Genomic DNA, 19,057 nt, shown 5'->3' on the forward strand with positions numbered 1-19,057 from the left:
CATGGGAAAGATTCAGACAGCATTACAGGCCCGGGAGACGGAGACCGTACAAGCCGCTAACCCCGCTTCTAAGAGCGTGACCGCTATGCTCAATTCCATGCTGGACAGCGACGGTTATCGCAGACGGTTTGACGAGCTTTTGGGCCGCCGGGCCCCTCAATTTATTTCATCGATTATTTCACTAGTCAACGCCGACGCCAATCTACAGCGGGCGTTTTATGAGGCTCCGGTAACCATTATCCAAGCGGCACTCAAGGCCGCCACCTATGATCTGCCGATCGATCCAGCCTTGGGATATGCCTATATCATTCCTTTTAATAATGGATCAAAACAGCCTGACGGCAGCTGGATAAATCGGATGGAAGCCTCTTTTATTCTTGGCTACAAGGGCATGAATCAACTAGCCCTTCGCACAGGTGCCTACAAAACAATTAATGTCCTTGACATCCGAGAAGGCGAGCTTAAATCGTATAACCGTCTCACAGAAGAGATTCAATTTGAGTTCATTGAGGATGAAGAAGAGCGAGATAAATTGCCCATCATTGGCTGGGCTGGGTATTTCCGCCTTATCAATGGCACAGAAAAAACCATCTACATGACTCGTAAACAAATTGAAACCCATGAACAAAAACATCGAAAAGGCAGAAATATGAGTAAGGGATGGCGCGATAATTTTGACGAAATGGCTGCCAAGACTGTCTTCCGGCGTCTTATTGGGAAATGGGGCTTGATGTCCATTGACTACCAGCACGCCGATGCTTCTACTCTTGCGGCAGCGGATGCTATTGCCACCGGACAATTCGACGACGATGACCAGATCCCGTCCAGCGCAATTGAAATCGATCAGGAAACCGGAGAGGTGATTGAAACATCCAAGGAAGGAGAGTCTCAAGATGAACAACTATCTCTGTGAACAATGCGGGGCCGCCGTAGAGGGTGAGCCCCCTGCATGTGGCGCGGAAGTGTGTCACGATTGCTGTGAGTATTGCCATGCAGAGGGTATGTTTTGCGAATGCCCTTACTACCAGGCTGACGATGAATAGGCGGTGGTGGTATGAAAATCCCAGAGTATTTGATGCCCTATATCATAGAGCGATATACCACAAAACTGCGCAAATATCCACCGGATCAGTTGGACGAAGAGCTATGCGACATACTACTGAATGAATCAGCCTACGAAGCATTAGCGGCGGAAGAAATCAATCAGAAGTACAGGGAGAGAAGGATTACCAATGGCCTGGATCGAATTGCACCAGTCGATATGGACGCACCCTAAGACTTACCGTCTTGCCAAAGAGCTTAAGATTGAGCCTATGTATGCTGCGTCCCATTTGATCCGGTTCTGGTGCTGGGCCTTAGACGTAGTAGATGAATCCGGGGATATCTCCTACCTGCCGGACGAAGAGATTGCAGCAGGGGCTGGATGGCGTAAGCAAGCCCATACATTTGTTTGCGCCTTAATTTCCACAGGATGGATTGATACGGATGTCAGTGGGAAGTACATCCATGATTGGGAGGATTATGCCGGGAAGCTCCTGTCCAAAAGAAAGGCAGACAGGGAACGGAAAAGAACGAGAAATAACCATAGAAATTCCAATGGAATTCCAATGGAAAGTCCACAGGAAAACCTAGAGAATTCCAATCGTAACCGTACCCTAACCGTACCGTACCATATTGAGAGAGAGAAAGATGCGCGCGCGTGCGTGGAACTTTGGGAGACGATTACCGGGGGTACTATCCCCAGAGATATGGCCCAGGAAATCATAACTCGCTTGAACATGGATACGGATGTTGAGTTGGTCAAGGAGGGAATTCGGCTGTCTGCCGGGAAATCCAACCCCACCGCCTACATGCGAAAATGTCTGCAAAACTGGACGGCAGATGGGATCAAGACATACCAGGACTACTGCAAGCGCAATAAGTCCAGCAATGCTCCCAAGCCGAAGGCGGATCTATCCAGCCCGGAAACCTATGCCGATGTGGAAGGAGATGACCTGGATTGAGTGCTGAAAAAATGGAGAAATACGATTCTGGAAGGGTGTGCCCCCATTGTGGACGTCCAATCTACTGCTATGATATCCCGTTTTTTGAGATTCCTGTTGCTATCACTTGCCAGTGCATTCTTGACCAAGATGCAGCCACCGAGAAGCAACGGGAAGCAGTTAAGAAGCAACGCCGCATAGAAGAACTGACAGCCAAAAGCCAGATGCCTCCACGGTTGAGAGCATGCACTTTTGACGTCTTCCAGCGCCGGGAAGGCACGGAAAAGGCCATGGACACCTGTCGTACATATGCCGATAGATTCCCGGAAATGCGAGAGAAAGGGCTGGGCCTGATTTTAGTTGGCAATACCGGAAGCGGCAAGACCCATTTGGCCGCCGCTATTGTTAACTCTGTGATCCAGCAGTGCTATTCGGCGGTATTCTACAAGGCAGCTAAGTTATTCGATTTTGCGGCTGAGAACCACGCCGCATTGCCGGATGGATGTGAGAGGTCCTCCCTACTGGTACTGGACGACTTTGGGGCTTCCAACGATACCGAGTCTCGGAAGGCGACCCTGCAAAAGATCCTGGATTACCGCATTGACGGCATGAGACCCACCATCTTGACTACCAACATACCGCCCAAGGAGTGGGCCAGTCGCTTAGACGTTCGCACGGTTGACCGGCTGATGGATAAGAGCTTGTTCCGAGTAATTTCCATTACTGCCCCATCCATGCGCCAGGAAAGGAGGCGGTCAGAATGACAGAAGGCCAAGAGCAACAAGCAATTATGCAGTGGGCGAATATGTTCCAGGGTAAATACCCGGAACTGGCCCTCCTGCATCACATTCCCAACGGCGGGAAACGGGACAAGGTAACTGCCTCTATCCTCAAACGCGAGGGGGTTAAACCCGGGGTGCCTGACTTGTGCTTACCTATTCCGCGTGGCGGATATCATGGGCTATACCTGGAGCTTAAGGCTGGCAACAACGTCCCAACGGACAACCAGTTATGGTGGTTGGAGCGATTATCTGAGCAAGGATATTGGGCCGGCTGGTGTGTGGGGGCGGATGAGGCGATCAAAACCATTAAAAAATATTTGGAGGGAGAAAAGTAAAAGTTGTACTCATAAAGATCGAAGCAAGGTGTGAAAATTGCAAATGCGATTTTGATCTAGATATTAGATGCAAAAATCCGGAAGATATCCGACTGGCTAGAGATATGATTGAAAATTATCTTACCGTATTGGCTGACCAAAAAGAGGAACAACAATGACAGACCTTGAGAGACGTGCTTTGATGGGTGACAAGCAAGCACAGGAAGAATGCACAGCGAAAGGGATTGTCCTTCCATGCCCTTGTTGTGGTGGACAAGCCAAAATGAAAAAAGGATTCCCAAATAGGCAAATGGCACATTGCAGACAAGCTGTAGTGCAATGCAAGAAATGTGGGGTCAGGACTGGCATATACATGCAATTACCTATGGGGGTACCGGCAGGACGTTGACAAGATGGCTTTGAAAACCTGGAACTCCCGTGCATCTATCGCTTTTGATAATTGCTATACGTGTAGATATTGCGTGGGTGACGGATATATCCATTGTACAAATAAGAAAAGAATGTCCGATATCAAGGACTACGGAGTCCGTATGTGTTGCAGCAGACATGAACCAGAGGAGGGATCATGATGCTATGGAACCTATTATGCCTAGTCCTGGGCGTATGCCTGGGGGTGTCCTTGACCGCTATACTGGTTGGAGGGCGTGACGATGGCTGATGCGAGATACATACTGCTAGATATATGCCGTCGCGCAGAGATCGAGCAGTGGCAGCTCGCCAGACTCCTGTGCGTTGGACCATCTACCCTCAACAATTGGATGGGCGGTCGTAAGCAACCGGGAGATGATCGGCTGCGAGACATCAAGGCTATTGCGTCATTGACCTCTCGCGAAATCAACCAGCGTCTTGCTGATCTAGATCGTCCCCACACGGTGCGACAGTACATTGTATATCGTAACGGTAAGATGTATTGCACTGTCAAGCGATGCATATGGCGGACCCAGGAGGGTGTCTGCCCTGGGGCTGGATGCCTAATGGATAACCTACGGAGAGGAGCACGTAACAATGACCGCTAAGGAGTATCTGAGTCGGTACCTTGTGGCAAAACGCGAAATCGACATCTTACTGGATCAACGACAACAACTATGGGAAATGATGACCAAGGTCACTCCTACCCTACAAGCCGATCGTGTCCAGGGCGGGAAGCCTGGTAAGACAGAAGAGATCAGGGCGATGTATAGTGATCTCGAAAATGAGATATTCGAGCGTTACAAAAAGATGGCAGACCTCATGCTTGAAGTCAAACACGCGATTTACGGTGTACAGAATGATGCCCAAAGACGAGTTTTAGAATATCGTTATATTAATGGGATGACGTTTGAAAAAATTGCTGTGAAGACGGATTATAGTTGGCGTCAGGTGTGCCGCATTCATGGAAAAGCATTGCAAAAAATAAAGATGTCATAGAATGTCATATTGATCCTGTGCTATCATTAAGCTAGAAGAAATGGGACAAATACTCTTCCATGTTACATCTCCTTCCTTTGTTGACCGCCGGGCATCTTCTCCCCCGGCGGTACATATGCGGTAGGCGAAGCCAGCCAACCATAGGGGCCAGGGAGGTCGCTCCTCCCATACCGCGCACTACAATGTGGCTCCTGGGTAGCGCCTAGGAACCACACATCATCAGAGGTTAGTGGATTACCCTTTGATGATGAAATCCACTCCCGCCCTTGCCATTAAGAGGGCGGTACATATGCGGCGCATAGTGTGATTTCCGGGATCCCAACTTGGGAATCAATCTGGTGCAAATCCAGTTCGCCGCTCCAACATCCTTCATAGCAATCCTTTCTTGCCGGCCTCCAGTGTAACAGCTGGGGGCCAAAATTATGCCAGAGGTAAACGATAAAATGTTAAAGAAGAAGGCGAAAAGGAAATGCCAAGAGCCCCAATCTACAACGATAAAAGATATAAGCGCGCCCGGCTAACTGCATTGCGCCGGGACAAATATCTGTGTCAAAGATGCCTTAGATATGGCCGGTACACCCCGGCAAACACTACTCATCATAAGATACCGATTACGGAACGACCGGACTTGGCTTTTGACCCTGATAATCTGGAATCTATATGCCCTGCGTGCCATAATAAAGATCATCCTGAAAAAGGAGGAAGCCGGTCAACTAATTGGTGACCCCCCTACCCTATTAACTAAAATTTTAAGAACCGAAAGACCGGAGGGAGGCCCCTTTCACACGCAGGGCCTTTCCCACAATTTTTTTGTTGGATGGTGATCTGCGTGACATTAAAACAGCAAACAATAGAAGCCATGCGGATTCTTGGGGTGTACAAGCCGCAGTTCGACCCCATGATTGAGACGTATTGCGGCCTAAAAGAGCAATATAAAAAGCTCCAAAAAGAAGTGAAAAAGAGAGGGTTTCAAATGGTAGTGCCTACCGGTATGGGTGGGTTAAAGAAAAATCCGATCATCGGGATCATGGAAAGTCTACGTAAAGATATTTTGATATATTCAGACCGACTATGCTTGAATCCGAAGGCGTTGGATGCTGTAAAAATAGTTCAACCGGCAGCCGCATCAAAGGAGGATGAGGCATTGAGTAAAGCGGAAGAGTTGATGAATGGAAATGGAGGGCAAATATAAAAATTATGAAGTAGTATTTGGATATGCTCAGGGGATCATTGATGGAACGATCATAGCAAACGAGGATCGTGTTCTAGCCTGCAAACGGTTCTTCCGAGACCTAAAGAATCCGGACTATGATTTCCGGCCGCAGGTGGCCGAGTACATCATATTTTTAATCGAAAACACTTTAGTCCACGTTAAGGGAAAAATGAAAGGGAAGCCCTTTCTTTTGCTTCCGTGGGAAAAATTCATTATATATAATCTGGCGGGTTTTTGGCTTCATGGAACCGAAAAAAGGCGATTCCGTGAGGCTTTCATTTTTGTCCCGCGCAAAAACGGGAAGACACCTTTTGCTGCCGCCCTCATGTGGGCATTCGGGATGATGGATCGTCAGTACGGGTCTACCGTATACCTGGTGGGCAACGCGCTTAAACAGGCGTTGGAGAGTTTTACTGTACTGGTAAAAAACGTCCGAAGCATGGGGAACCCAGGAGCATATAAAATCCATGAATCCCAGAATGATCATAGTATTGAACGGGTGTGGAGAGATTCGACAGGAAAAGAAACTGGATTCCTCTCAGTACAAGCTTTGGCCGCAAACCCAGACAGTCAGGATTCCTTTAACTGTAATTATGCTGTATGTGACGAAATTCACGCGTATAAGAAGGCAAAACAATACACTCTCTTCAAAGAAGCCATGATTGCATACGAGAATAAGCTGCTTATCGGTATTACGACGGCTGGGGACAACACCAATTCATTCTGCTTTAAACGACTCAATTATTGCAAGCAGGTCCTCCGACAGGAGTGCCCGGACGAACAATATTTCATCTGGATTTGCCAGGCTGACAACCCGGATGATTATACCAACCCAATTGAGCATGAGAAGGCCAACCCCTCCTATGGGGTCACGGTTAATTCAAAAGAAATTGAAGAGAACGCTATCCAAGCACAAAACGATCCGTCCGTCAGGGCGGATTTTTTAGCAAAGCAGTTAAATGTCTATGTACACAACACCAAGACATATTTTGACATGGCGTTGGTGACCGCATCAGACGGACAATACAATTGGACGTTGGACGAACTAGCAAAACTGCCCATCAAATGGTATGGCGGCGCTGACCTGTCTAAGATGTATGACTTAACGGGCGCGGCGCTTCATGGACAATATGGAGACGTTCACATCGTCATTTCTCATGGATTCATCCCGGTCACTCAGGCGTATAAAAAAGCCGATGAGGATAACATCCCGCTGTTCTACTGGAAAGACAATGGCTGGCTTACCTTATGCAACGACGAAGTCATTGATTACAACGACGTGGTCAATTGGTATATAAGTCTAAAAGAAATGGGGTTCAAAATCAAATGGATTGGGTATGACAGGCGATACAGTCGTGAGTTTGTAAAATTGGCTAAGGCCAAAGGGTTTCGCGTGCGTGATCAGTCTCAACGGTATGTGGAAAAGACGGAATCTTTCCGCGAAATTGAAAATGCCATTCGCAAAGGCAATTACTATTACCTACACAACCAGGCATTTGAGTATTGCATTGGCAACGTATTTGCTGTCGAAGATTCAGATGAGTTTGTTCGATTTCGAAAGGTCGAGGATCATTTGCGCATCGACCTTTTTGACGCCGACGTCATTGCCTGCAAACAGATGCTAATCGGCGAAGAACGAGCGTCGGCCGGCAAAGGCTGGTGGGATTAAAAGATTAAAAAAGGATGTGATAACTTGTGGGGAAAACAAAATAAAAAGAGCAATACCGCAAGGGATAAGCCTAAAAAGTCCACTGTAGGCTGGTTATGTTCCAACAGCGGATATGACACATTGTGCATTCCAGGATATACCCGGTTTCTAGATTGCCCGGAAGTGCAAATGGCAATCAACAAGATTGCTGACCTTGTATCATCCATGACCATCTACCTAATGGAGAATACCGACGATGGCGACGTCCGAATCGTCAATGACCTGTCACGAAAGATTGATATCAATCCCAATCGGCATATGACGCGCAAGACCTTTATTTCCTGTGTCGTCCGTACCCTCTTGGGGGAAGGTGACGGAAATGCGGTCATTTTGCCAAAAACACGTGGCGGTTATTTAGATGACCTCATCCCCCTCCCCCCGTCTCAGGTAACATTTCAGGAGTCTGGGGATTCTTACGTGATCCAATACAGCGGGAAAGCATATAACCCGGATGAGTTGATTCATATTTGCATCAATCCCAGCCCGGAAAATCCATTCTGGGGACAGGGGTATCGAGTGGCATTGAAAGATGTTGCTCAGAGCTTGAAACAGGCAACCGCAACCAAGAAGGGATTTATGGCTGACAAATGGAAACCGTCCCTCATTGTTAAGGTAGAAGCCACAGCCGATGAGTTTTCCAACAAAGAGGCCCGCCGTAAATTTGCAGATGAATATTTGAGTACTCAGGAGGCAGGAGAACCATGGATTATTCCCTCTGACTTATTAGCTATAGAACAAGTCAAACCATTGTCTCTCAATGACCTGGCCATCAATGACGCGGTAACATTGGACAAAAAGACGGTAGCGGCAATCCTCGATGTGCCGTCATTTGTGGTTGGCGCAGGCTCATACAACAAAGACGAGTACAACAACCTCATTTCCACCAAGATCCTGTCCATTGCTCGTGCCATCGAACAGGAATTCACAAAAAAACTGCTCTCTTCACGGCATTGGTATTTCAGGTTTAATCCCCGCGCTCTCTACGCCTACAACATCAATGAGCTTGCAAGCGTGGGCAAGGAGATGTTTGTCCGCGGGATCATGACAGGAAATGAGGTGCGTGATTGGATCGGGTTGTCACCTAAGCCTGGATTGTCCCAATTGACCATCCTGGAAAACTACATTCCACTTGACAAAATCGCAAACCAAAGCAAGCTGATGGGAGGTGATGAAAATGGATCGGAAAATGAGACAATTTAGATGCCATCCTACCGATTTCAAAACCCGCGAAGAGGATACCGGAGATCTGTACATCGAAGGATATTTTTCGGTGTTCAATTCAGACTATGAGCTTTGGCCAGGGTGTACGGAAAGCATTGCACCAAAGGCATTTTCTCATACATTGGATGGGGATATTCGGGCATTGGTGGATCATGAGACCAGGCTGGTGTTGGGACGTAATACAGCAGGAACATTAGAGCTTAAGGAAGACGAAAAAGGACTATGGGGACGCATCAAGATCAATCGAGAAGATCAAGACGCTATGAACCTGTATGCCCGCGTCCAGCGCGGCGACGTCAACCAATGCTCTTTTGGATTTGACATTTTAGATGAAGATTTCCAAACTCGTGAAGACGGAGACAACCACTGGATTATCCGGGAAGTCGAGTTGTATGAGGTGTCGGTAGTCACCTTTCCAGCTTATACAGACACCAGTGTGGCAGCCAGAAAAAGAGATTGGGAACAAATTCAAAAACGAAAAATGGATCTCTGGCGGGAAACATGCCGCCTGAAACTAAAGCACAAGGAGGATTAATATGGCACTGAAAGTAATTATGTTGAGGAAAAAACTGGACGATAAGCTAACAGAGCTTAGATCTTTGGAGAGCTCTAAATCAGAATTGCGCCGCCGAGAACAAGATCTGGAACGGGCCATTGAAGAAGCCCAGACCGAAGAGGAAAAGAAGGTTGTAGAAGAAAACGTGGATCAATTCCAGAAGGATCAAGACGCCAACGAGACATCTATTGAGGATATCAAAAAAGAAATCGAAGATATCAAAAAACAGATCAAGGCGGTTGAAGAAAAAATTCAGGAGGAAGAACCGGTAGCCGAGGAACCTTCTAAAGACCCCGATAACGATACAGAAAAAAGAGAACAAGGAGTTGGTACAATGACAAAAAGATTCCATGGTCAGACCCCGGAACAGCGCAGTGCATATTTAGGAAGATCCGATGTCAAAGAATTCTATCAAAGAGTATCCGATCTTATCCGAGAAAAAAGAGCTGTCTCCGGTTCGGAGTTGTTGATTCCTGATGTGGTATTGGATCTGTTGCGCGATAACATGGACCAATATTCAAAATTGATTAAGTATGTACGCCTCCGCCGGGTGGGTGGCAAAGCCCGTCAGACTATTGCAGGCGATATCCCGGAAGCTATCTGGACAGAAGCAACCGGAAAACTTAACGAGCTGAATTTGGATTTCTCAGCTGTCGAGGTAGACGGCTATAAAGTGGGAGGATTTATCCCTGTACATAATTCCATTTTGGAGGATAGTGTGCTGGTTTCCCTTGCCAATGAGATTGAGACTATGCTCGGCCTTGCTATTGGCCTGGCTCTGGATAAGGCCATTATCTACGGTACAGGGACCAAGATGCCTCTTGGATTTGCCGCTCGTCTCGCTCAGACAACGGCGCCCGATGGAAAAGAAGAGGGCTGGGTCAATCTTTCCGTCAGCAACATCAAAAAAATTGATGGAACTACCAAAACAGGAATTGACCTATTCAAGGAAGTCCTCAAAGCTCTTGCCAATGCCAAAAGCCGTCACTCTCGGAACGGTATGGTGCTGTGCATGAATGAAACTACCTGGAACTCTGTCATTCTGCCGGAGAGTTTGAACATCAATTCCGCAGGTGCCATGGTAGCGGCAACTAACGGGACTTTTCCGGCCATTGGTGCGAAAGTCGAGTTCTTGGATTTCATCCCTGATGGCGATGTGGTAGGTGGATATCTCGAAAAATATCTTTTGGCCGAACGTGCCGGAGGGTCCATCAAAGTGTCCGAGCATGCACGCTTTATCGAAGACCAAACAGTGTTCCGTGGAACGGCGCGTTATGATGGATTACCGGTCCGAGCTGATAGCTTTATTGTTTTAAATTTACAGAATAAAGCGCCTACTACATCCGTAACATTCGGTACCGACACAGCTAACACAGTAACGGAAGATGACAGCGAATCGCAGTCCTTGGAAAAAGCAAAAAAATAAAGGCGGAGGTGAACGCCGGTGAAAAAAGAAGTGCTGATGTCCCTCCTCAAGCAAGACCTTAACCGTACCGGCGTGACGCTGGACGATGACTACTTATCGGCACTGATCCAGGCGGCAATCTCTCGCTTGGTGCGGCAGGGCATCCGCCTGGAAAATAATGAGGAATATCAGATATTAATAGTAGGGACAGCCGCATGGATGTATCGGAAGCGCATCAACGGAGAGGCTATGCCCATGTATTTGCGAGCCATGCGCAATGATATCTTAGTCTCTCAAAAGATGAGGGTGGTTGGAACCTATGATGGATGACGGACTATGCAGCATCTACAAAGTTAAAAATGTTGCTGAAAAAGGAAATAAACCAGTTAAAGGGCTCACCAAATTGGTGGGCCCTGTGTGTTATGAAGAGCGGACAGTTGGGATTACACGGTACTATACCGCCATGCAGGCACACGTGAGAGTGGACCGCGTCTTAAGGATCTGGAAGAACACAGAAATCAGTTCTCAAGATGTATGCATCCCCGCCGATGGGCAACAGTATACCATCCAACAGATACAACACACTACAGATGATGACGGACTGCCGGTTTCAGACTTGACCTTGGAGCGGCTGGAGGTAACCTATGACGTTACAAGATCTACGTGACCTATTAGGGACAATCGGGCTGCCTATTGCTCATTATGAAATGTTGGATCAACCGGATCGGTATATTGTGTGGGCCGAGTACATATGCTCTCCTCTCTGCGCCGACAACAACCAGTCTGAAATCTTATGGAAGGTACAGATAGATCTATTCACCAAAACGGAATATGATCCGGCAGCAGAAAGCGTTGTAGAAGCGTTGTTGAAAAATGAAGTAGCTATCATAGATCGATCCACAACCTACGAAACCGACACCGGATACATCCATCATATCTATGATGTGGAGGTAACGTGATGGCAAATTTCAGCGTCGTTGGATTGGAATCTTGGTCGGCGGATATGGCGGATGTGGCGGCGCTTCCGGACGATGTGGCGGAACGTATGCTGGACGCTGGATGCGATGTGCTGGAAAACGCTCAAAAAGCGGAGGCGGCTAGTCTCGGAATTAAGGACACAGGAGATTTCATTTCTTCAATTAAGCGGACAAAAATGAAGGCCGACACCAATGGAAGCCGAACCAAAGACGTATATCCACAAGGGAAAGACCGCAAAGGCATCCGAAATGCGGAAAAGGGTTTTATTGCAGAATACGGTACTTCAAAACAGCCTGCTCGGCCTTGGATGCGCCGGGCAAACCAGAAATCGGAAACCGCTGTCCAAAACGCAATGGAAGCGGTGTACGACGATTACATTCAAAAATCAGGAGGTTGATTGTTATGGCATTTATCGGGCTTAGATATCCGGTTTTTGCACCTATTGCATCGGAGCCGGAATTAGCAGCTCCTACTTATTCTAAAGGCGTTGTTCTAGGCAAGGCCGTTAGCGCAGATGTAAAGTTGGAATTCAACGACGAATCCTTGTATGCCGACGATGCCTTGGCTGAATCGGAGACATCCTTCAAAAGTGGGACCATCGAAATGGGGCTTGACGACATATCAAGCGAAAATGAAGCTGTTGTGTTTGGCGTAACAGCAGAAGACGCTACAGAGGAAGACGGACAGAAAACAGTTACCTATTCCGCGTCCGACACTCCCCCGTTTGGCGGCCTTGGATTCTTTAAAACACGTCAAAAAGACGGTAAAAAGAGCTATCGGGCGTACTGGTATCTTAAAACCAAATTTAAGTTGGGCGATGATTCCGCCAGCACCAATGGTGATAAGATCGAGTGGCAGACCCCTACAGTATCAGGAACTATCTACAAAGCCAACAATGATGTGTGGAGAGAATACACCGATTTTGATACGGTAGAAGATGCGATTGCCTATCTAAATAAAAAGGCGATGATTACTAGCGGAGGTGCATAATCGATGGAAAAGAATGTACCTACAGTAACTCTGGGAGGTCAAGAATTTGAACTCGCGTTTACAACTGAAGCTATGTTGCAATTTTCGAAAAAATATGGTGGCGTTGAAAACGCGGGAAAGATGATGCAAGAAGGCGATGCAGAGGAAAAGATCCGGGTCATGATCTGGATCATAACCCTCATGATTAATCAAGGAATAGAAAAACAAAACATGCTGAATCTATTGACTGGATCGCCAGAAAAACCAAGGCGGTTGGTCACCGAACAGATAGTCCGGGTGCTTCTCCCTCTTAATGACATCCGGGAACTCAAACAAAAAATTATGACAGCCATATGTATCGGGATGGGAAGAGAAATTCCGGAAGAACTCGTGGATGAAGATCTAGCAGAAATCCAAGCAGAAAAAAACGTAACAAGCGGGACGACTCAATAAGTCGTGCCCGCTTGTTGTATATTGGTGTCACATTGCTGAAGCTTACAGTACAAGAGACACTATTGATGTACCCTGGCCTGCTCCTTGACATGTTCCATTGTTATAAGGAGCAACATGACCAGGTGAGCCGTCAGGACGCTGAAATGCTTGCCATATTAGGGGGGTGACCAAATGGCAAAACGCACAATATCTACCCGGCTGGCTGTAGACGGAGAAAAAGAATTTAAGAAGGCGTTGGACGATATTGGCCGCAATATGCGAGTGCTCGGAAGCGAGATGCAGAAGGTCACTGCCGAGTATGGCAAAAACGATCAGTCCATAGATGGCCTAACTGCCAAAAACCGTGTATTGTCCCAGCAGGTCGAGCAACAGGAAGAAATGGTCCGTGCATTAAGCCAAGCAGTAGCCGACGCTGCGGATGCCTATGGCGAAAATGATAAAAAGACCGACAGCTACCGCATCCAACTGAATCGAGCAGAAGCCGCCCTGGCCTCCATGCAGAGAGAACTCTCGGAAAATGAATCTGCCCTCAATGAAGCCCGAAGCAGTACGAACAAAGAGGAAGACGCCGTAGATGAGTTGTCCTCCGCGTTAGGAGAAAGTGTAAGAAGTCACCAAGAGGCCGGAGCTGCCGCAGAAGATGCAGGTGAGAAGGCTGACGGGGCTGGTATAAGCTGGGAAGGATTAGGATCTGTTGTAAGCGGATCGGTTAAGACGATCGGCGCAGCAGCGGCGGGTGTCGCTACTGCAGTCGGAGGCGCAATCGGATATTCGATCGATTTTTACGATGAATATCGAGGGGCCCTAAATGATTTTTATGCATCTACCGGCGCAGCTAATGATGAATTAAGTAATTACGAGAATATCATGAAATCCATCTACGCTAATAACTATGGCGAGTCCTTTGATGATATTGGCGAAGCTATGTCGACTATTAGGCAGCAAATCGGCCCGGTCGTTGATGCCTGGGATGACACGGATCTACAAGAGTTTACGGAATCTGCATTTGTATTAAGGGACTCATTTGGATATGATATGCCAGAATCCATCAGGGCAGTTAATACCATGATGGAACAATTTTCCATGGACGGTCAAGATGCAATGGACTTGATTGCCTCCGGCGCACAAAATGGCCTGGATTATTCTGGCGAATTACTTGATAGCATTAACGAATACTCTGTCCAGTTTTCTAAGGTTGGCTTAGATGCCGACGACATGTTTCAAATTTTTCAAAATGGCGCTGATAGCGGTGCTTTCAATCTCGATAAAGTGGGCGATGCAGTTAAAGAATTGTCTGTCAAGGTAGTCGATGGATCAGAAACGACAAAAGCTGGATTTGAAGCAATCGGATTAAACGCCGACGAAATGGCTAAAAAATTTGCAGCCGGAGGAGAATCTGCCAGGGAAGCCTTCATTGAGACAAATAAAGCGTTGGCCGATATAGATGACCCCCTTGCCCAAAGCACAGCTGGCGTTAACCTCTATGGAACCATGTGGGAAGACCTTGGCCCCGATGTAGTAACCCAACTTGCAGACATCACCGATGCTGTATATGGCACAGAAGACGCAATGAACGAACTGAAAGAAATCAAATATGATGATTTCGGCTCAGCCATTCAAGGCGTTGGACGACAGCTACAAACTGAATTTTTGGTACCATTGTCTGAAAACATGCTCCCGATTTTTGATGAATTATCTAATGGGTTACAAGATGCTGGCGGAGATTTCGAAAAGATTGGCGAAGTGGTTGGCACGGCAGGAGGTAAAATTGCTGCTGAAGTATCTAAAATGCTGCCTCAGCTCATACAAGCTGGTGGGAATATCCTCAAAGGTCTGGTATCTGGTATTGGGGCTAATATGTCGTCGATCACAACCGCCATTTCCCAAGTAATTCCAGAAATCGTATCTGTTATTGTCCAGATGCTCCCCCAATTAATTCCCGCTGCAATGCAGATTATATCCGCGCTGGGGCAAGCCTTACTAGACAACCTCCCCCAAATTATCGATGCAGGTATACAGCTATTAATGGCTATCATTAACGGGATCATTGAAGCGTTGCCACAGCTCATTGACGCTGCTATCCAAGTTATTATGGCCCTAGCTAATGGCCTAGTGGACGCTCTACCCCAACTGATCCCTGCACTGGTCGATGCCGTTCTCTACATTGTTGAGACGTTGATCGATAATGTAGACATGCTCATCGACGCGGCCATCGAGATTATTATGGCGCTGGCTCAAGGTCTTATTAACTCCATTCCCAGATTGATTGAGCGCCTGCCAGAAATCATCGACAAGCTTGTCAATGCACTGATTAACAATTCGTGGAAATTACTAGAGGCAGGACTACAGATTATCCTTGCATTGGCCCAAGCTCTAGTCGATAATGTCCCTCGACTTATCGACAAAATCCCACAGATCCTAATGTCTCTCGTTAATGGATTTGCCCAGCAGGTAAGCAGAGTGTGGGAAATCGGAAGAGGAATCGTAGAAGGTATCTGGGATGGCATCAAAAACGCCGCTGGATGGCTGTGGGATCAAATCACCGGATGGTTTGGAGGGATTATCGACGGCGCAAAAGACTTCTTAGGGATCCACTCCCCATCAACAGTGTTTGCAGAAATGGGACGTTACATGGCCCAAGGTATTGGCGTTGGATTTGATGGTGAAATGGACGATGTAAGCCGCCAAATGCAAAGGGCCATCCCTACAAGTTTCGATACCCGGCCCAACATATCGGCTGGATACGCTGGAGGATATGGTACAACATTGCGCGGAATCCCTGCTCTTGCTGGAACAGATAAAATCAGTATGACGACCGTTATTAATTATCCCAAATATGGCACACCAGCAGAGACAGCGCGTCTAACCCGTAATGCGCAGCGTGCCACCATCCAGTCGTTGCTTGTCGGAAGTAGGTGAACTAATGTCCATAAGACGAAAAATCATCTGTGAAAACTCCAAGGGCCAACGAATCACCATTGGATACCAAAAGCCCTATTGGTTGACAAGCGTAGACGGCATTGGATCTCCACAATTTACAGTCTACACCAGCAAAGGCGCTTATCAGGACGGAGAAATTTACACAGGTACCACGGCGGAAAAGCGCAATATCTTGTTGTCTATTGGAATCTGCGGAAATTTTGTGGACAATTGGGACTATCTATGCTCTGTTTTGCGCCCTAATGATAAGGGTACCTTGTATTATTTCCACGGCAACACCGTTCGAAAAATTAACTACTACCTTGAATCCCTCAGCCTTGCCGACAGCAACACCGTTGTGAAAGCGGTGACGGCATCTCTAATCTGTCCCAATCCATTTTTTGAGGCGCTGGAAGAACAACAGGCAGATTTGTCCACGTGGCGTGGGAATATTACATTCCCCCTAAGGTTACATAACCCATTTACGGTTGGCCAAAAGGTCAACAGTCTGATTACTAACGTATACAACCCTGGCGATGTAGCCGTAGGAATGAAAGTGCGCATGGTGGCAAATGCGTCTGTATCCAATCCGTCATTGCTTAATGTCGATACCGGAGAGACTATGCGGATTTCCGTCGACATGGGGATTGGTGATCAGATTATTGTCACCACTCACATGGGAAATAAGGAAGTCGCTCTGATCCGCAATGGTCAACAGACCGAAATCAATCAATATTGGGACTACACATCCACGTGGATACAATTGCGGGAAGGTGATAATGTCCTGAAATATGATGCAGAGAGCGGCGCGGACAACCTCAGCGTATCAATCTATTTTACGCCTGCCTATTGGGAGGTGTAATTTTTGGAGCTCTATGTATTTAACCCTCAACTGAATTTTTTGGGCGTGATCGATACATTTTCTTCCTTACGCTGGCGGAGAAAATATTACAGCACCGGTGAAATGGAACTACATTGTGCAGTGACCTCAAAAAATCAAAAGATCTTAGCGCCGGAGAATATCATTGCACGTGGAGATGCGGTAGAATCTGGGGTGATTGAAGGGGTCACCATGGAGGACAGTATGGACGGCGGGGAAACCATTGCGGTAACCGGCCGGTTTCTGTCCAGCTATTTCGATCGGCGCATTGTCCATACAATCACCAACATATCTGGGACAGTAGAGGCGGCCATGCGCCGCCTTGTAAACGAAAACTGCATCTCTCCTACCGATGCGACCCGGATTATCCCATTGCTAGAACTAGGGACCCTCAATGGATTCGCCGAACAATGCGAATTCCAGGTATCTTACAAGAACTTGTTGACCTATCTGGAGAATCTGTCCACAATTAGCTCTATTGGATTCCGCGTTCGGGCCGATTTTCATAGAAAATCTCTAGTATTTGAGACATATCAAGGGTTGGACCGATCATTCCTCCAATCAGACCGGCCGCGAATGATGTTCTCCGATGAATACGATAATCTGAAATCGTCTACCTATCAATACAACGCAGCAGCTTATAAAAACTATGCATTAGTTGGTGGAGAAGGCGAAGGAAACGATCGAATTATGGTATCAATAGGAGATGCCCAAGGACTTGATCGTCGGGAACTATGGGTCGATGCCAAGAGCAACCGAGCTGATGGTATCACCGATGACGAATACCGGAAAATATTGGCCGAAGCTGGAGCGGTTAAGCTGGCTGAAAGTGTTATTGTGGAAAATATGGAAGCCACTATAGAAGAGACTGTTGGCCAGGGGTATCGAACAAAATGGGATCTAGGTGATATCGTCAGTTGTGGTAAACAAAAGTGGGACATCGCAATGACTGTTAGGATTACAGAAATCGAAGAAATTTACGAAAACGGTGTACAACAGATTGTCCCGGTTTTAGGCACTCCATATCCGGATAAAATCGAAATTTGAGGTGATATTTTTGGCGGAAAAAAGCTATTTTTGGCCCGACGTCAACGGCGACCGTGAATACACGGATGAGGACATTGCCCGATTAATTGGCTATTTTGTGGGGACGGGAATCCACCCTACAGAGGATCAATGCTTACATGTAACCCCAGGTACAGGACTATCTGTTGTGGTTAACACCGGACGAGCCTGTATTGAGGGCAAGGGATATGACAACACTGCTCCTCTAACATTGACATTGCCCACAGCAAGCGGATCGTTGCCACGAACAGACGCAGTAGTGATACGTAGAGATAAGGCGACAAGAGAAATCCATGCTGTGATATTAACTGGTACGCCTAGCTCATCTGCACCACCCCCATCTATTGTGCGCAACAATGAATACTATGATCTTAAAATTGCCGAAATCAAGGTTGTTGCTGGGGCAACATCTATTACTCAGGCAGATATCAAGGACACTCGGCTAGACAGTAGTGTGTGTGGGATATCTGTAGGTGTATTACAACAGGTGGAAGCAGATAGTGTATTAGACCAATACACAGCAATCTTCGAACAGTGGTTCGAGAATTTGGAGAACACTTTGGACGAAAACCAGGCGACAAATCTACAAAATAACATCAACAAATTAGAAGAAAAGTCCCTGTCGGTTAAGACAAATCTCACGACTGAGGATTTGGACGATATCCAAACAACCGGTATCTATATCCAAAACTATACCTCCAACGCTACTACCGATCGCCATTATCCTGTGAAAGCCTCCGGATGTCTCATGTGTGTATTCGCCGAGGGAAAAGCCTATCAATATTACATCTGCCAAAATGAGGGTTGCATCTGGATGCGGCGCTATAACTCCAAGATCTGGAGCGACTGGGAGCAAATCTATCCATCGGTGACCAGCGGAAGCAACGATCGGGGAACTTGGATTAAATACCCGGACGGTACTATGATCTGCTCTATCCGCAGAACCGACCAAGTTATAGAAACCGACGGTATCGTTGTAACCTTCCCCCAAGAGTTTGCGGACAACAATTATACGGCTGTTGTTAATGTCGCCCGGCCTTACGATATGGTAGCATGTGCTGACTGTAACTATACTGCGACCACTAATGTATGGTTCTACAATTTGGACGGGAGTTCCACAGCCTGGAAGATGGTGACCTATACCATGATAGCCATAGGGCGGTGGAAATGATGGAGGCGATAGG

Annotated in this window: 23 protein-coding genes; all 23 read left to right on the forward strand. The window is 47.1% G+C overall.

Annotated elements, in window-relative coordinates; all coding sequences use genetic code 11:
• Position 1 precedes the first annotated feature (1 nt).
• Positions 2–913, forward strand: coding sequence for a recombinase RecT (locus tag C12CBH8_RS07570; RefSeq protein WP_159461175.1), 912 nt, complete (start codon positions 2–4; stop codon positions 911–913).
• On the forward strand, positions 894–1,043 hold the full coding sequence (locus C12CBH8_RS07575) for a hypothetical protein (protein ID WP_215532916.1): 150 nt from the start codon (positions 894–896) through the stop codon (positions 1,041–1,043). The genes C12CBH8_RS07570 and C12CBH8_RS07575 overlap by 20 nt, the downstream gene beginning before the upstream one ends.
• 11 nt (positions 1,044–1,054) lie before the next feature.
• A complete protein-coding gene (locus C12CBH8_RS07580; RefSeq protein ID WP_215532917.1) occupies positions 1,055–1,276 on the forward strand; it encodes a hypothetical protein in 222 nt (73 codons plus the stop codon).
• Complete coding sequence (locus tag C12CBH8_RS07585) at positions 1,233–2,003, forward strand: DnaD domain protein (RefSeq protein ID WP_215532918.1); 771 nt, start codon at positions 1,233–1,235, stop codon at positions 2,001–2,003. The genes C12CBH8_RS07580 and C12CBH8_RS07585 overlap by 44 nt, the downstream gene beginning before the upstream one ends.
• Positions 2,000–2,746 (forward strand): ATP-binding protein, encoded by a 747-nt coding sequence (locus tag C12CBH8_RS07590; RefSeq protein WP_215532919.1) that lies wholly within the window; start codon positions 2,000–2,002, stop codon positions 2,744–2,746. The genes C12CBH8_RS07585 and C12CBH8_RS07590 overlap by 4 nt, the downstream gene beginning before the upstream one ends.
• Positions 2,743–3,099: a VRR-NUC domain-containing protein gene (locus C12CBH8_RS07595; protein ID WP_215532920.1), complete on the forward strand. Its 357-nt coding sequence runs from the start codon at positions 2,743–2,745 to the stop codon at positions 3,097–3,099. The genes C12CBH8_RS07590 and C12CBH8_RS07595 overlap by 4 nt, the downstream gene beginning before the upstream one ends.
• Positions 3,100–4,104: 1,005 nt before the next feature.
• On the forward strand, positions 4,105–4,506 hold the full coding sequence (locus C12CBH8_RS07600) for a sigma factor-like helix-turn-helix DNA-binding protein (protein WP_099322362.1): 402 nt from the start codon (positions 4,105–4,107) through the stop codon (positions 4,504–4,506).
• Positions 4,507–4,975: 469 nt separating this feature from the next.
• Positions 4,976–5,230: an HNH endonuclease gene (locus C12CBH8_RS07605; RefSeq protein ID WP_215532921.1), complete on the forward strand. Its 255-nt coding sequence runs from the start codon at positions 4,976–4,978 to the stop codon at positions 5,228–5,230.
• A 105-nt stretch (positions 5,231–5,335) separates the two neighbouring features.
• The gene (locus C12CBH8_RS07610) at positions 5,336–5,698 is read left to right on the forward strand and encodes a P27 family phage terminase small subunit (RefSeq protein WP_215532922.1); all 363 of its coding nucleotides are present in this window, start codon (positions 5,336–5,338) and stop codon (positions 5,696–5,698) included.
• Complete coding sequence (locus C12CBH8_RS07615; protein WP_246441381.1) at positions 5,676–7,388, forward strand: terminase large subunit; 1,713 nt, start codon at positions 5,676–5,678, stop codon at positions 7,386–7,388. Before C12CBH8_RS07610 ends, C12CBH8_RS07615 begins: the two co-directional genes overlap by 23 nt.
• 24 nt (positions 7,389–7,412) lie before the next feature.
• A complete protein-coding gene (locus C12CBH8_RS07620) occupies positions 7,413–8,627 on the forward strand; it encodes a phage portal protein (protein ID WP_215532923.1) in 1,215 nt (404 codons plus the stop codon).
• Positions 8,602–9,183: an HK97 family phage prohead protease gene (locus tag C12CBH8_RS07625; protein ID WP_215532924.1), complete on the forward strand. Its 582-nt coding sequence runs from the start codon at positions 8,602–8,604 to the stop codon at positions 9,181–9,183. Before C12CBH8_RS07620 ends, C12CBH8_RS07625 begins: the two co-directional genes overlap by 26 nt.
• A gap of 1 nt (position 9,184) precedes the next feature.
• Entirely contained in the window at positions 9,185–10,630 is a 1,446-nt protein-coding gene (locus C12CBH8_RS07630) for a phage major capsid protein (RefSeq protein WP_215532925.1), read from the forward strand.
• Positions 10,631–10,648: 18 nt separating this feature from the next.
• Positions 10,649–10,939 carry a hypothetical protein gene (locus C12CBH8_RS07635; protein ID WP_215532926.1) on the forward strand — a complete coding sequence of 97 codons (291 nt, stop codon included), beginning with the start codon at positions 10,649–10,651 and terminating at the stop codon, positions 10,937–10,939.
• Complete coding sequence (locus C12CBH8_RS07640) at positions 10,929–11,276, forward strand: phage head closure protein (RefSeq protein ID WP_215532927.1); 348 nt, start codon at positions 10,929–10,931, stop codon at positions 11,274–11,276. The genes C12CBH8_RS07635 and C12CBH8_RS07640 overlap by 11 nt, the downstream gene beginning before the upstream one ends.
• Positions 11,254–11,568, forward strand: coding sequence for a hypothetical protein (locus C12CBH8_RS07645; protein WP_215532928.1), 315 nt, complete (start codon positions 11,254–11,256; stop codon positions 11,566–11,568). Before C12CBH8_RS07640 ends, C12CBH8_RS07645 begins: the two co-directional genes overlap by 23 nt.
• A complete protein-coding gene (locus tag C12CBH8_RS07650; RefSeq protein ID WP_215532929.1) occupies positions 11,568–11,984 on the forward strand; it encodes an HK97-gp10 family putative phage morphogenesis protein in 417 nt (138 codons plus the stop codon). The genes C12CBH8_RS07645 and C12CBH8_RS07650 overlap by 1 nt, the downstream gene beginning before the upstream one ends.
• Positions 11,985–11,989: 5 nt before the next feature.
• A complete protein-coding gene (locus tag C12CBH8_RS07655) occupies positions 11,990–12,577 on the forward strand; it encodes a major tail protein (RefSeq protein ID WP_215532930.1) in 588 nt (195 codons plus the stop codon).
• 3 nt (positions 12,578–12,580) lie between these two features.
• Positions 12,581–13,009 (forward strand): hypothetical protein, encoded by a 429-nt coding sequence (locus tag C12CBH8_RS07660; protein ID WP_215532931.1) that lies wholly within the window; start codon positions 12,581–12,583, stop codon positions 13,007–13,009.
• A 171-nt stretch (positions 13,010–13,180) separates the two neighbouring features.
• Positions 13,181–15,928, forward strand: a complete 2,748-nt coding sequence (locus C12CBH8_RS07665) for a phage tail tape measure protein (RefSeq protein ID WP_246441385.1) — start codon at positions 13,181–13,183, stop codon at positions 15,926–15,928.
• A 4-nt stretch (positions 15,929–15,932) separates the two neighbouring features.
• Positions 15,933–16,790, forward strand: a complete 858-nt coding sequence (locus C12CBH8_RS07670; protein WP_215532932.1) for a phage tail family protein — start codon at positions 15,933–15,935, stop codon at positions 16,788–16,790.
• A 3-nt stretch (positions 16,791–16,793) separates the two neighbouring features.
• Positions 16,794–17,855, forward strand: coding sequence for a siphovirus ReqiPepy6 Gp37-like family protein (locus C12CBH8_RS07675; protein ID WP_215532933.1), 1,062 nt, complete (start codon positions 16,794–16,796; stop codon positions 17,853–17,855).
• A gap of 505 nt (positions 17,856–18,360) precedes the next feature.
• Entirely contained in the window at positions 18,361–19,044 is a 684-nt protein-coding gene (locus C12CBH8_RS07680) for a pyocin knob domain-containing protein (protein WP_215532934.1), read from the forward strand.
• Positions 19,045–19,057 lie beyond the last annotated feature (13 nt).

It is taken from the genome of Solibaculum mannosilyticum, assembly GCF_015140235.1.
Classification (GTDB): Bacteria; Bacillota; Clostridia; order Oscillospirales; family Acutalibacteraceae; genus Solibaculum; species Solibaculum mannosilyticum.